11 protein-coding genes, 1 pseudogene and 1 riboswitch are annotated in these 13,273 nt (G+C 73.1%); of the genes and pseudogenes, 7 read left to right on the top strand and 5 right to left on the bottom strand.

What is annotated here, in order from left to right; genetic code table 11:
* Positions 1–1,096, bottom strand: a 1,096-nt coding sequence (locus GKQ77_RS16785; protein WP_372459901.1) for a TolB family protein, incomplete at its 3' end; no start/stop codon positions are given.
* Positions 1,097–1,304: 208 nt separating this feature from the next.
* Here GKQ77_RS16785 and GKQ77_RS16790 point away from each other — a divergent pair.
* Entirely contained in the window at positions 1,305–4,133 is a 2,829-nt protein-coding gene (locus GKQ77_RS16790) for an ABC transporter substrate-binding protein (protein ID WP_219689585.1), read from the top strand.
* A gap of 119 nt (positions 4,134–4,252) precedes the next feature.
* A complete protein-coding gene (locus GKQ77_RS16795; protein ID WP_219689586.1) occupies positions 4,253–6,355 on the top strand; it encodes a SpoIIE family protein phosphatase in 2,103 nt (700 codons plus the stop codon).
* A 7-nt stretch (positions 6,356–6,362) separates the two neighbouring features.
* Here the strand turns inward: GKQ77_RS16795 and GKQ77_RS16800 are convergent, their stop codons facing one another.
* The gene (locus GKQ77_RS16800; RefSeq protein WP_219689587.1) at positions 6,363–6,761 is read right to left on the bottom strand and encodes a GerW family sporulation protein; all 399 of its coding nucleotides are present in this window, start codon (positions 6,759–6,761) and stop codon (positions 6,363–6,365) included.
* A gap of 91 nt (positions 6,762–6,852) precedes the next feature.
* On the opposite strand from GKQ77_RS16800, the pseudogene GKQ77_RS34150 reads away from it, so the two are divergent.
* The 3 genes and pseudogenes from GKQ77_RS34150 to GKQ77_RS16815 form a co-directional block, all read left to right on the top strand.
* Positions 6,853–6,978 (top strand): annotated as a pseudogene (locus tag GKQ77_RS34150) (MerR family DNA-binding transcriptional regulator); the annotation flags it as partial.
* Between the two features lie 19 nt (positions 6,979–6,997).
* Complete coding sequence (locus GKQ77_RS16810) at positions 6,998–7,156, top strand: hypothetical protein (RefSeq protein ID WP_372459903.1); 159 nt, start codon at positions 6,998–7,000, stop codon at positions 7,154–7,156.
* 143 nt (positions 7,157–7,299) lie between these two features.
* Entirely contained in the window at positions 7,300–7,488 is a 189-nt protein-coding gene (locus tag GKQ77_RS16815; RefSeq protein ID WP_219689589.1) for a hypothetical protein, read from the top strand.
* Positions 7,489–7,600: 112 nt separating this feature from the next.
* Here GKQ77_RS16815 and GKQ77_RS16820 read toward each other — a convergent pair whose 3' ends face one another.
* Positions 7,601–7,828: a hypothetical protein gene (locus GKQ77_RS16820; RefSeq protein WP_372459902.1), complete on the bottom strand. Its 228-nt coding sequence runs from the start codon at positions 7,826–7,828 to the stop codon at positions 7,601–7,603.
* A gap of 148 nt (positions 7,829–7,976) precedes the next feature.
* On the opposite strand from GKQ77_RS16820, the gene GKQ77_RS16825 reads away from it, so the two are divergent.
* A complete protein-coding gene (locus tag GKQ77_RS16825) occupies positions 7,977–8,180 on the top strand; it encodes a hypothetical protein (RefSeq protein ID WP_219689590.1) in 204 nt (67 codons plus the stop codon).
* On the opposite strand, the gene GKQ77_RS16830 is transcribed toward GKQ77_RS16825, so the two are convergent.
* Together GKQ77_RS16830 and cobN are read right to left on the bottom strand one after the other, a co-directional pair.
* Positions 8,149–8,805, bottom strand: coding sequence for a histidine phosphatase family protein (locus GKQ77_RS16830; protein ID WP_219689591.1), 657 nt, complete (start codon positions 8,803–8,805; stop codon positions 8,149–8,151). The genes GKQ77_RS16825 and GKQ77_RS16830 overlap by 32 nt on opposite strands.
* Complete coding sequence (gene cobN, locus GKQ77_RS16835; protein WP_219689592.1) at positions 8,802–12,416, bottom strand: cobaltochelatase subunit CobN; 3,615 nt, start codon at positions 12,414–12,416, stop codon at positions 8,802–8,804. Before cobN ends, GKQ77_RS16830 begins: the two co-directional genes overlap by 4 nt.
* A gap of 43 nt (positions 12,417–12,459) precedes the next feature.
* Positions 12,460–12,579, bottom strand: a riboswitch (cobalamin riboswitch).
* A 114-nt stretch (positions 12,580–12,693) separates the two neighbouring features.
* Here cobN and GKQ77_RS16840 point away from each other — a divergent pair.
* Positions 12,694–13,273 (top strand): ferredoxin-like domain-containing protein (locus GKQ77_RS16840; RefSeq protein ID WP_504739862.1); only part of this gene is annotated, 580 nt, incomplete at its 3' end.

The raw sequence follows: 13,273 nt of genomic DNA on the forward strand, positions 1-13,273 counted from the left end.
GGGCCGGATCGAGTGGGCGTCGCCGCCCGCTCCTTCGGCGGGGCGAGGGCACGTCCCCTGGGTAGGGCCCGTCCCCTCGGTAGGGCCCGTCCCCTTGGTAGGGCACGGGCATCCGCGCGTCGAAGGCGACTTCCTCAACGGGTGAGGGGTGGGCCAGAGCGCGGATGCGGACGCGCCCGTCGCCCAGGTACAGCAGCCGGTCCTCACCCAGCCAGCAGGGCGGGGCCGCCGCCAAGTCCTCCCCGGCCGCGACGACGTCACCGTCGACCAGCAACGTCGCGCGGTCGGGAGGCAGGGAGGGCGCATCACCGGCACCGGCCAGGTGCAGATAGGCGACCCGGCCCGCGGGAGAGACCGAGGGGCACAGCAGGCGGCCGGAAGCCACCGTGCGCAGCACGCGCGCCGGACCGCCGTCGACCGGCACGCGGACCAGAGCCTGACCGCCGTCCGTGCCCCCGCTCTGGGTGTGGGCGGCGCGGACACACACCAGGGAGCGGCCGTCCGGCAACCAGGCGGCCTCAAGGTCCTCGAAGGGGCCCTCGGTCAGCCGCCGGGGCCGGGGATCGTCCACGTCAAGGACGCACAGGCCCAGGGAGCCGCCGGTCACCGGGTCGCCGCCGCGCTCGGAGGAGAACGCGAGGCGGGTGCCGTCGGGGGACCAGGCGACCCAGCGGTCGTCCCACGGGCCGGAGGTCAACTGCCGCAGGCCGGTGCCGTCGGGGCGCATCAGCCACAGGTGGAAGGCGCCTCCCCGGTAGCCGCACAGCGCTACCGCCCCACCGTCGGGGGAGAGCGCCGGGGCGGTCGCCTCCAGGTCCCAGTCCGTCAGCCGGACGGCGGGCCCGCCCCGCCGGGGCACCCGCCACAGCACCCCCTGCGCCTCGACGATCAGGAGGTGACCGTCACCGGTGACCGAGCCGCCGGTGACCTCCCGGTAGCGCAGCACGCGCTTCCCACCACCCGGACCACTCGGACCACCCGGACCACCCGGGCCGGCGGCCTTCGCGGGCGGAGCGCTCACCGGCACCGCGGTCGCTGTCAGCCCCGCGACGGAGGAGAGCAGGAAGCCGCGGCGGCTGACGGATGCGAAGTCCAATGCGGACCCCTTCCCGAGGGCGGGCTCCAGGAGGCCCGCTGTGGAATCGCGCGCTCGGTCGTGGCCGCGCCAGTCAAAGAATGGCAGCGATAAGTCGCCCCAGGGGCCCCGCCTCGCGCAACAGCCGCCCCCCGGCAGTAAATTGAGCGGCGACGCCCGGCAGGCACGTCCTGTCGGCGGGGAGTCGGGGGAATCGGGGGAGGCAAGGATGCAGGGCACGGTCCTGGACGGCCGGTACACGCTCGTGGAGCGGATCGGCGCGGGCGGTATGGGCGAGGTGTGGCGCGCCGAGGACGAACGGCTGCGGCGGCACGTCGCCGTCAAGGTCCTCAGCACGCCTCGCGGGACGACACCGGCCGAGGCGGAACGCTTCCTCGCCATGTTCGTGCGGGAGGCGCGGGCCGCCGCGGCGCTCGACAGCTCGTACATCGTGCCGGTCTTCGACCACGGGTCGGCCGACGGCGTGCCGTACCTGGTGATGCCGCTGCTGACCGGCCGTACCGTAGGGGAATTGGTCCCGGAGACGGGACGCCTGGCGCCCGAGTGGATCGCCGTCGTCTCCGCGCAGGTCTGCCGGGCCCTGGCCGCCGCGCACCGGGCGGGCATCGTCCACCGGGACATCAAACCGGCGAACGTGATGGTCACGGACGAGGGCACGGTCAAGGTCCTCGACTTCGGCATCGCCAAGTTCCTCGACGCCACCACCACGGCCGGATATCTGACGGGCACGACCGACGCGCCCGTCGGCACCCTGCGGTACATGGCGCCGGAGCGCTTCACGCGCGGCGCGGACGACGGCCGCTGCGACGTGTACTCGCTGGGCTGCATGGTGCACGAACTCCTCACCGGTACGCCGCCGTTCGACGCGGACTCCGTCGCCGCGCTGATGCATGGCCATGTGTACGAGACCCCGGATCCGCCGTCGGTACGCCACCCCGGGCTCGCCCCCGGGTGGGACGCGCTCGTCGGCCGCATGCTGGCCAAGCGGCCCGGCGACCGGCCGGACGCGCAGGAGGCGGGCGACGCCCTGGAGGCCCTGAGCACGCGGGACGCACCGGCACCGGCCTCCCAGGCCCCGCCCGCGCCCGACGCTCCCGCGACCTCCTACTCCCTGGCACCACCACTTCCCCCGAAGCCGCAGACCCCGCCACCGCAGACCCCGCCACCGCAGACCCTGCCGTCCCAGATCCCGCCACCACCGGCCCCGGCACCGGCCCCCCTCGGCGTCTTCGGCAGCCCCGCGCCGCCGCCCCGCAGGTCGCGGGCGAAGGTCTGGGGCGTGAGCGCGGTCGTGGCAGTGGCCGCGGGCGCCCTCGTGACGACCCTCGCCGTGTTCGACCCGTTCGGGGGCGACTCCGAAGGAGGCAAGGGCGGCTCCGCGGGCCAGGCAGAAGGCGGCTCCCGCGGCGACAACGTCATCCAGGGCGACAAGGTGACGCACTCCGCGACCCAGAACCTCACCGTGGGCACCGCGGCCGACTCCAAGGGCCCCGCACCGGCCGTCAGGGGCGCGCGCAAGGGCGGCCGGATCACCGTTCTCGAACAGAACGAGTTCTCCTCGCTCGACCCCGGCCTGGTGTGGCCCGGCGGCCCCGAACATCAGCTCGCCCGGCTCGTGCACCGCGGGCTGACCACGTTCAAGACCGGTGAAGGCGGAGCGGTGAAGGTCGTCGGCGACCTCGCCGAGGACGCCGGCCGGACGACGAACGGCCGTGACTGGACGTTCAAGCTCAAGAGCGGGCTCACCTACAACGACGGCAAGCCCGTGCGCTCCCGGGACTTCCGGTACGCCATCGAGCGCACCTTCGCGCCGGAGCTGGCCGGCGGCGACCCGACGCTGCGCACCTTCCTCTACGGCCCCAAGGGCGCCGCCGCCAAGTCCGCGAAGAAGAGCGCGATCGAGACACCCGACGACCGCACGATCGTCTTCCATCTCGCCGGCGTCCACCGCGACTTCAACGTCGTCCTCGCGGGACCGTCGGGAGCGCCCCTCCCGGAGGGGACCAAGGCCGGCAGCCCGGGCAGTCCCAAGGCGCCGCCCTCCACCGGCCCGTACCAGATCAACGACCCCGCCGACCCCAAGAACCTCACCCTCACCCGCAACCCCCGCTGGCGCGCGGACACCGACCCGGTGCGCAGCGCCCACCCCGACAGCTACCGCATCCAGGGCGGCGTGCAACTACAGGAGATCCGGCACCGCATCGGCTCGGCCGCCGACGGCGAGGCGTTCATGACCTTCTCCGGCACCGATGACCCCGCCGCCATCCAGGGAGGGCCCGCGGGCCGCGCGAAATCCGTCAAGTCCGCTGCCTGGCACGCGCAGTCGTACGTCATCAACACCGAGCGGGTGAAGGACCTCAACGTACGCAAGGCCATCGCCGCCGCCCTGCCCCGCGACGACATCCTCAAGGCGAGCGGCGGGCAAGGACGCCTGATCCCGCACCTGATGCCGCCGGGAGTCCCCGGAAGCCCCGGTTTCGACCTCCCCTCCCCGCGCGACCGAGGCGATTCCACCGAGGCCCGGAAGTTCCTCCTGAAAGCGGACGAGATGGGATACCGCCTCACCCTCGCCCACCCGGCCACCACGACCGACAAGCACCGCGCGGAGGCCGTCGAGGCGGGACTGGAGAGGGCCGGGTTCGAGGTGACGCTCAAGCAGTTGTCCGTCGCCACCTTCTGGAGCGACGCGGCGAGGGGCAAGTACGACATGTTCCGCATGGCCGTCGGCGGCGGTCTGCCCACCGCCTCCAACTACCTGCCCGACTACTTCGACGGACGCCACGCCCCAGGGAAGTCGAGCAATTACAGCCGGCTCGACGACAAGAAGGTGAACGAGGCGATCGACGCCGCGTACGCCGCGGCGGACCTCAAGGAAGTGGGCAAGCGGTGGGCCGAGGTGAACCGCCTGGTGATGGAGGAGGCGGCCGTCGTCCCGGTGTACGTCCCTGAGCGCACCTACCTGTACTCACCATCGCTGCGCGGCCTCCAGGTCGACATGGCCGGGCTCTCGCCGGTCAACGCGTACGTACGCCGCTGAGTGCCGCGTGCCGAGTGGACCCGCCGCGCCCGGCCGTGAGGCGCGTGAGGCGTGTGAGGCGCCCCGTCGCCGGTTCGGAGAGATGATGGGACGGTGGGAGCCAGCGGAGAGGGTGCCGGGTGAGTACGTCCGATGCGTTCCGGGCCGAGGTCGGCGGGGCGGCGGACGCGGGCCCGGCGGTCTCCGGCGGGCTGCTCGACGTGCTGAGCCTGGCCGCGGTGGTCCTTGACGACCGAGGGCAGATCGTGCTGTGGAGCCCGCAGGCCGAAGAACTGTTCGGTTACTCCGCCGAGGAGGCGCTGGGGCACTTCGCCGGCCGGCTGCTGGTCGACGAGCGGCACCTGGACCTGGTCATCGACCTGTTCACCCGAGTGATGGAGAGCGGGCAGGGCTGGGCGGGCGGCTTCCCGGTCAGGCACAAGGACGGCAGCACACGCCTGGTCGAGTTCCGCAACATGCGGTTGCAGGCCGACACGGGGAGCCGTTACGCGCTGGGCATCGCCACCGACCAGGCGACGCTGCGCCGCGTGGAGCGGGACCTGGCGCTCTCCCTGCGGCTGATCTCCCAGTCGCCGATCGGGCTGGGGGTCATGGACACCGAGCTGCGGTTCGTGCTGGTCAATCCGGCGCTCGCGGGCATGACCGGCAGCCCCGCCCAGGACCGCACCGGGCCCGCCGGGGGCCAGACACCACCGTTTCTGCGGGGAGAGGCCGTCCAGGCGCTGATGCGCGAGGTGCTGGCCACGGGCGTGCCGGTGCTCGACCGGTTCATGACCGGGGACACCCTGGACTTCATGGCCGGGGACGCCCTGGACGCCTCTGAGCGGGAGCACGCCTGGTCGGTCTCGTTCTACCGGCTGGGGGACCCCGCCGGGCGGGTGCTCGGCCTCGCCGTCTCCGTGGTGGACGTCACCGAGCAGCACCGGGCGGCCGCCGACGCCGCCCGGGCACGGCGCCGCCTGGCACTGGTCGCCGACGCCTCGGTGCGGATCGGCACCACCCTCGATCTGGGGCAGACGGCCCGGGAACTGGCCGGGGTGTGCGTGCCCGAGGTCGCCGACCTGGTCACGGTGGACATACTCGACAGCGTCCTCCAGGGCCTGCGCACCCCCGGGGTGCCGACCGGATCGGCGCGCTTTCGCGCCCTGGCGGTCGTGTCCGCGTACCCCACCGAGGCCGCGCGGGCCCCGGACCCCGTCGGCGAATTCGTCGAGTACGCCGCCGACCGCCTGGTCACCCGCTGCGTCAACACCGGCCGCCCCGTCGTACGGGCCAAGGTGACCGGCCAGGACATGCGCCGCATCGCCCGCAACGACGAATCGGCCGCGGTGCTCGCCGAGGCGGGGGTCCACTCGTACGTCGTGCTGCCGCTGGTCGCCCGCGGTGAGGTGATCGGCGCGCTCGGCCTGATGCGGGCCCGCAATCCGGCGCCGTTCGACGAGGACGACGTCACGCTGGCCGGGGAGCTGGCCGCCCGCGCGGCCGTGTGCATCGACAACGCGCGCTGGTTCCAGAGCCAGCGCCATGCCGCGCTCGCCCTCCAGCGCAACCTGCTGCCGGACCGGCCCGCGCACCGCCCCGGCCTCGGCATCGCCCACCGTTACGAGCCGGCCGGCGCCACCAGCGAGGTGGGCGGCGACTGGTTCGACGTCATCCCTCTTCCGGCCGACAAGACCGCCCTGATCATCGGCGATGTCATGGGCAGCGGCATCGACGCCGCCGCCACCATGGGCCAGCTGCGCACCGCCACCCGGACCCTTGCCCAGCTCGACCTCGATCCCGCCCAGGTCCTCGGCCATCTCGACCAGGGGACCGCCGGCATGGACCACACGTTCACCACCTGCGTGTACGCGGTGTACGACCCGCACGGTCAGCGGTGCCGCATCTCGGTGGCCGGGCATCTGCCACCGGTCCTCATGCGGCCGGGCCGCCCGCCGGAACTGCTCGACCTGCCCACCGGCGCCCCGCTCGGGGTCGGCGGGGTGCCCTTCCACACCACCGTCCTCGACCTGGGCCCGGACGATCAGCTGGTGCTGTACACCGACGGCCTGGTGGAGACCCGCGACCAGCCCCTCGACGAGCGCTTCCGCTACCTGCTGTCCCTGCTCGCCGACGCCCCGCACGACCTGGAGGAGACCTGCGACCTCCTGCTGCGCGAGCTGCGCCACCCCGGCGACCACGACGACGTGGCCCTCCTGATCGCCCGCGGAACCGCCTGCTGATCACCGTTCACTTCGGGCGGCGCTGGGGAGAGGCGCGGCGCTGGGCGATGAGGCGTACGAGCCGTGGGACGGCCGTCCCGGCCAGGAAGGCGGCGAGCGGCAGGGCGGCGGTCAGCCAGGGGTTGGGGAGCGGCCGGTAGGTGGCGGCGCCGTCCTTGATCTCGATGAAGCCGCGGGGCCGGGCCCTGAGCCCGCCGGCCCCGCCGACCTGGAGGCCCCCACTGGCATCGGCTCCGTCGGACGAGACGGGGGTGGGGCCGAGGCCGAAGCCGCAACCGACCTCGGCGACGGGAATGACGGTGACGCCCTCGGCCGTGACGGCGTCCCCGAAGACGACCGCCCCTGCGGCCCGCTCGCCGATCTCCTCGGCCAGTCGCTCCAACGCGGTTTCATCCGGGGCGGTCACGGGGTCTCCTCGGGCAGGTGGATGGTGGCCAACTCCAAGCCTAGCCCGGCGACTTGAGTCTCCCGTAAAGGGTGACGGGAGAGTAGACCGCATGAACACCCTCCGCTCCATCGGCGAACTCGCCCGGCGTACCGGGCTCTCGGTCAAGACCATCAGGTTCTACTCGGACACCGGCATCGTGGCGCTCGCTGGCCGAGCTGTTCCAGGATCCCGGCTTCCGCTCCAGCGTGCGCGCCATGGCGCGGAACCTGGCCGCACACCTGGAGATCATGGACGACCCCCGCCGTGACCGGTATCTGCGGCTCCTCGCGGTCGTCAACGGATGGCCCGCCCCGGAGAGCCCGGCGCCGGTACTCCACTGGGCGGTCGAGGCCTTGCGTACCCGGCAACTGTGAGGCGCGAGACGGAGGCGGATCGTTCCCTCTTCCCCGTACGGGTGATACGGGGCGTATCGGCTGGTGGGGCTGGGGAGTCACGGAACGGCTCGGCATGAAGCGCCGGGCCGCCGGCAACACCGCCGAAGCGAAGGAGATGTCACATGCGTCGTACCGCCGCCGTCGTCCTCGGGGCCGTCGCTCTGCTGGGGGTCCTCGCCGTGCCCGCCGGCGCCGTCCCGGACCCGGTCGCGACCGTCGACTGCGCGGTGCAGGACGTCACGGCGCTCGTCGACCCGGCGTCCCTGGGGGTCCCCACCGAGATCCCGCTCACTGGCTGCCTCGCGCCGTGATCTGAACTGCCCCGCTTCGTCGGGCACTTGAGCGGCCGCCCGGGGGGACGGCCCCCGCTCAAGTGCCCGACGGGCGGGACTGCTGAGGAGGCGCGGATGGTGGCACCGCCGGTCAGCCCCAGCGGTAGCCGTCCCCGAAGTTGAGCGTGTGCTCCAGCACGTCCTCCATCGGGTCGTCGATCTGACCGGTGTGGATCAGCGCGACCACGGGTCCGTTGTGCGAGTTCTTCTCATGCGTCTCGTCGGCGTGAGCCGTGCCGGAGCACAGCACCGCCGGCGCGGCCGCCACGGCCGTGACCAGCACCCAACGGGACACCGTCTGCACCCAACCACCGTTCACAGCAGCCTCCTTGGACCCATGTGCGGAGGGCCGCCTGCCGCGGCCCGCTCACCGGGTGTAACCCCGCCGCGCCCGAGAAGTCACCGACCATCATACGAACGGGTCGTAGGACGCCCCGTCACCCCTTTGGATCAGGAAGGCAGTTTGTATGCAGCGCAACCGTCGTGTCGTCAGCGCCACCCTGCTGGGCCTCCTCGCCTTAACCCTCGCCGTGGGGGCCGCCCCGGCCTCGGCGGCGGAGCGGAAGCCGCCGAGCCCCATCCCGGTGCCCGCCATCGATACGCTGATCAGCGAAGGGATCACGGTCGAGGGCCCCCTCATCAACGGCGTGGTCCTTCCTCACCTGTTGTGACGTCGGGTGAGTAGCCGGGCGGGAAGCCGGTCCAGCGCAGTTCCACGGGCAGGTGCCGCATGTCGTTGTAGAAGACCAGGGAGGCGGGGCGCCCCGGCGCGTAACGGATGACGGTCAGTGCGGCGTTGCCGTGGTCGAGGCCGAGCCAGCGCCACGCGGGAGCGTCCAGGGCGTCCCGGACGAGCCAGCCGATCAGGAAGTTGTGCGTGACGACCAGCTCATGGCGCGGCTCGTCCCCGGGCACCGGACCGGTGAACCGCGCCAGGGCCTCGCGGGCCAGCGCGGGCCCGCCCTCGCGCTCTTCCGCGGGGAACCGCGCCAGACGCTCAAGCGTGGCATCGGCGCTGTCCGCGGGCAGTTCCTCCCTGAGCGGCATGTGCGGGATGTAGTCCCCCGCGGCCGCCGACTCGCGCACGGGCACCCCGTCGAGCCGCTCCCCGACCAGCCGCGCGGTCTGCGCGGCCCGGGGGAGCGGCCCGTGGTGCACGGCGGAGAGCGGCACGCCCCGCAGCCGCTCCCCGAGCAGCACGGCCTGGCGGCGCCCGTCTTCCGTCAGCCCGCTCTCGTCGGGCGTGGCCTCCCCGTGCCGGGCCAGGTAGAGGTAGCGCGCCGCGCCGGAGGTCACGCCTGGGTGCCCTCGTCCTCCAAGTTGCCCTCGGTCTCCAGGTAGGCCTGCCGCAGCGCTTCCAGCACCGCCGGGTCCGGCTTGGCCCACATGCCGCGCGACTCCGCCTCCAGGAGGCGTTCCGCGATGCCGTGCAGCGCCCAGGGGTTGGCCTCCTGGAGGAACTGACGGTTCGTCGGGTCCAGTACGTACGTCTCCGTGAGCTTGTCGTACATCCAGTCGGCGACGACGCCCGTCGTGGCGTCGTACCCGAACAAGTAGTCCACGGTCGCGGCGAGTTCGAACGCGCCCTTGTAGCCGTGGCGGCGCATCGCCTCGATCCACTTGGGGTTGACCACCCGCGCGCGGAAGACCCGCGAGGTCTCCTCGACCAGCGTCCGCGTGCGGACCGTCTCGGGCCGCGTCGAGTCGCCGATGTAGGCCTCCGGCGCCGTGCCGCGCAGGGCGCGGACCGTCGCGACCATGCCGCCGTGGTACTGGAAGTAGTCGTCGGAGTCCGCGATGTCGTGCTCACGGGTGTCGGTGTTCTTCGCCGCCACCGCGATGCGCTTGTACGCCGTCTCCATCTCGGCACGCGCCGGACGCCCTTCGAGCCCCCGGCCGTACGCGTAACCGCCCCACACCGTGTAGACCTCGGCGAGGTCCGCGTCGGTGCGCCAGTCGCGGGAGTCGATGAGCTGGAGCAGGCCCGCGCCGTACGCCCCCGGGCGGGAGCCGAAGATGCGGGTGGTGGCCCGGCGCTCGTCGCCGTGCTCGGCCAGGTCGGCCTGGGCGTGGGCGCGTACGTAGTTCTGGTCGGCGGGCTCGTCGAGCGAGGCGGCGAGGCGTACCGCGTCGTCGAGCAGGCCGATCGTGTGCGGGAACGCGTCACGGAAGAAGCCCGAGATGCGCAGCGTCACGTCGATGCGCGGGCGGCCCAACTCCTCGTAGGGGATGGCCTCCAGGCCCGTCACGCGGCGCGACGCGTCGTCCCAGACGGGGCGGACGCCGAGCAGCGCCATGGCCTCGGCGACGTCGTCGCCCGCCGTGCGCATCGCGCTCGTGCCCCACAGCGACAGGCCCACGGAGGTGGGGTAGTCGCCGTTGTCGGTCCGGTACCGCTCGATGAGCGAGTCGGCCAGGGCCTCGCCGGTCTCCCACGCGAGGCGGGAGGGGACGGCCTTGGGGTCGACCGAGTAGAAGTTGCGGCCGGTCGGCAGGACGTTGACGAGGCCGCGCAAGGGGGAGCCGGAGGGGCCCGCCGGAACGAAGCGGCCCTCCAACGCCCGTACGGCGTTGTCCAGTTCGGCCGTAGTGCCCTCCAGGCGGGGGACGACCTCGCGGGCCGCGAACTCCAGGATGGCGGCGACCTGCTCGCCCTGGTCGCGGGGGACGGCGGCGAGGTCCCAGTCGGCGTCGTCCATCGCCTGGACCAGCGCGCGCGCCTTGTCCTCGGCCTCGTCGGCGCTCACGCGCGTCGCCGCGGACTCGTCCAGACCAAGGGCCTCGCGCAGACCGGGCAGCGCGGAGGTGCCGCCCCAGATCTGGCGGGCGCGCAGGATCGCGAGGACGAGGTTGACGCGGTCGCCGCCCGCGGGGGCGGTGCCGAGTACGTGCAGACCGTCACGGATCTGCATGTCCTTGATCTCGCAGAGCCAGCCGTCGACGTGCAGCAGGAAGTCGTCGAAGCCGTCGTCGTCCGGACGGTCCTCCAGGCCCAGGTCGTGGTCGAGCTTCGCGGCCTGGATGAGCGTCCAGATCTGCGCGCGGATCGCGGGCAGCTTCGCCGGGTCCATCGAGCTGATCTGCGCGTACTCGTCGAGGAGTTGTTCCAGGCGCGCGATGTCGCCGTAGGAGTCGGCGCGGGCCATCGGCGGCACGAGGTGGTCGATGAGCGTGGCGTGCACACGGCGCTTGGCCTGCGTGCCCTCACCCGGGTCGTTGACGAGGAACGGGTAGATGAGCGGCAGGTCGCCGAGCGCCGCGTCCGGGCCACAGGCGGCGGACAGGCCCGCGTTCTTGCCCGGCAGCCACTCCAGGTTGCCGTGCTTGCCGAGGTGGACCATGGCGTCCGCGCCGAAACCGCCCTCCTCCGTAGAGGACGCGATCCAGCGGTACGCCGCCAAGTAGTGGTGCGAGGGCGGCAGATCGGGGTCGTGGTAGATCGCGATGGGGTTCTCGCCGAAGCCGCGCGGCGGCTGGATGAGGATGAGCAGATTGCCGCGCCGCAGGGCGGCAAGGACGATGTCGCCCTCCGGGTCGCCGCCGTTGCCCACCCGCGAGCGGTCCAGGAACATCTCGCCGGGCGGCGGCCCCCAGTGCTGCTCCACCGAGTCCCGCAGCTCCTGCGGCAGCGTCGCGTACCACCGCTTGTAGGCGGCGGCCGGGATGCGGACGGGGTTGGCGGCCAGCTGCTCCTCGGTGAGCCATTCCTGGTCGTGGCCGCCCGCGTCGATCAGCGCGCGGATCAGCTCGTCGCCGTCACCGGAGACGAGACCGGGGATGTCGGCCTCGGGGCCGAAGTCGTAGCCCTCACCGATGAGCCTGCGAAGGAGCGCCACGGCGGACGCGGGGGTGTCGAGGCCGACCGCGTTGCCGATCCGCGAGTGCTTGGTCGGGTAGGCGGAGAGCACGAGTGCGAGGCGCTTGTCGGCGGCCGGGATGTGCTTCAGACGCGCGTGGCGTACGGCGATGCCGGCGACCCGGGCCGCGCGCTCGGCATCGGCGACGTACGCCGGGAGCCCGTCCTCGTCGATCTCCTTGAACGAGAACGGCACGGTGATGAGCCGCCCGTCGAACTCCGGCACCGCGATCTGGCTCGCGGCGTCCAGCGGCGAGACGCCCTCGTCGTTCTCCTCCCAGGCCGAGCGCGACCCGGTCAGGCAGAGCGCCTGGAGGATCGGCACGTCGAGACCGGTCAGCGCGCCCGCGTCCCACGACTCGTCGTCACCGCCCGCGGAGGCCTCGGCGGGCTTGGTGCCGCCCGCGGCGAGGACGGTGGTCACGATGGCGTCGGCCGGGCGCAGCGCGTCGATCAGCTCGGGCTCGGGGGCGCGCAGCGAGGCCACGTACAGCGGCAGCGGACGGGCGCCCGCGTCCTCGATGGCGCGGCACAGGTCGTCGATGAACGCGGTGTTGCCGCTCATGTGGTGGGCGCGGTAGTAGAGCACCGCGACCGTCGGGCCGTCGATGTCGCGCGCGGTGCGCTCCAGCGGGCCCCAGGACGGCGCGGGCGCCGGCGGGTCGAAGCCGTGGCCGGTGAGCAGCACGGTGTCGGAGAGGAAGCGGGCCAGCTGCTCCAGGTTCGCGGGGCCGCCGTGCGCGAGGTAGGCGTGCGCCTCGGCGGCGATGCCCACGGGCACGGTCGAGGACGCCATGAGCTGGGCGTCGGGAGCCTGTTCACCGGTGAGCACGACCACCGGCAGACCGCTGGCGGTGAGCTGGTCCAGGCCGTCCTGCCAGGCGCGTACGCCACCGAGGAGGCGTACGACGACGAGGTCGGCGCCCTCCAGGAGCGAGGGCAGCTCGGCGAGGTCCAGGCGGGACGGGTTGGCGAACCGGTAGTCGACCGGACCCCCCGCCGCGCGGGCGCTGAGCAGGTCGGTGTCGGAGGTCGACAGCAGCAGAAGCATGCGTGCGCAGGCCTTCCTCGGGGTGTCCGCGCCCCGGGTGGTCGTATGGACGGCAGGAGTTCCTGGCTCGCCCCACCTCGGTGGGGTTCACAGTGGCGGGACCGCGCCGGATTCGCACCGGGCTTCCTCCCTCGGGTCCTGGTGGACCCACGCCGTCGCTGGCGTCGGCGAACCTGGCGGCCCGCCGCCTGCATAGTAAGTCCTGCCCACCGGTCGCGGGGCGGCCACCTGCCAGGACGGGCCGTCTCGGGAGGCGACCGCCCGGATCCGCGTGGGTATGCTCGCCGCCATGCCGCCCAGCCGAGCAACCTCCATGAACCCGGGCGAATCCCCCATACGTGACCGGATACGCGACCGGGGTGACGCCTGCCCCGGCGCCCTCCGCCTGCACCGCGCGGACGACGGCGCGCTGGCCCGACTCCGCCTGCCCGCAGGTCTCTTGACGTCCCGTCAGGCATCGGTACTGGCCGACGCGGCGGAGCGTCTCGCGGACGGGTACCTCAGCGTCACCTCACGCGGCAACGTCGAGCTGCGCGGCCTCGACGAGAACTGCGGCGCGGAACTCTCCGCGCTGCTCGCGGAGGCGGGCCTGCTGCCCTCCGCACCCCACGAGCGGGTCCGGAACATCGTGGCGTCCCCCCTGGCAGGCCTCGACGGACTCGGCCACGCCGACGTGCAGTTGTGGGCCCGTGAGCTGGACGGACTCCTGTGTGCGGAGGCCTGGACGACAGCGCTTTCCGGCCGCTTCCTGTTCGCCCTGGACGACGGCCGCGGGGATGTGGCGGGCCTCGGCGGCGATGTGACCTTGATCGCAGAATCGGGCGGGGTGGCGGGTGCTGGCGGGGCGCCTGGGGCGG

Origin of the sequence: Streptomyces anatolicus (assembly GCF_019400875.1) — a bacterium.
In the GTDB taxonomy this organism is placed as follows: domain Bacteria; phylum Actinomycetota; class Actinomycetes; order Streptomycetales; family Streptomycetaceae; genus Streptomyces; species Streptomyces anatolicus.

Excerpts from the sequence above, each read along its gene's own strand:
- GKQ77_RS16815 (WP_219689589.1), top strand. The coding sequence starts at position 7,300 with ATGCGTCGTACCGCCGCCGTCGTCCTCGGGGCCGTCGCTCTGCTGGGG.
- GKQ77_RS16790 (WP_219689585.1), top strand. The coding sequence starts at position 1,305 with ATGCAGGGCACGGTCCTGGACGGCCGGTACACGCTCGTGGAGCGGATC.
- GKQ77_RS16825 (WP_219689590.1), top strand. The coding sequence starts at position 7,977 with ATGCAGCGCAACCGTCGTGTCGTCAGCGCCACCCTGCTGGGCCTCCTC.
- cobN (WP_219689592.1), bottom strand. The coding sequence starts at position 12,416 with ATGCTTCTGCTGCTGTCGACCTCCGACACCGACCTGCTCAGCGCCCGC.
- GKQ77_RS16810 (WP_372459903.1), top strand. The coding sequence starts at position 6,998 with ATGGCGCGGAACCTGGCCGCACACCTGGAGATCATGGACGACCCCCGC.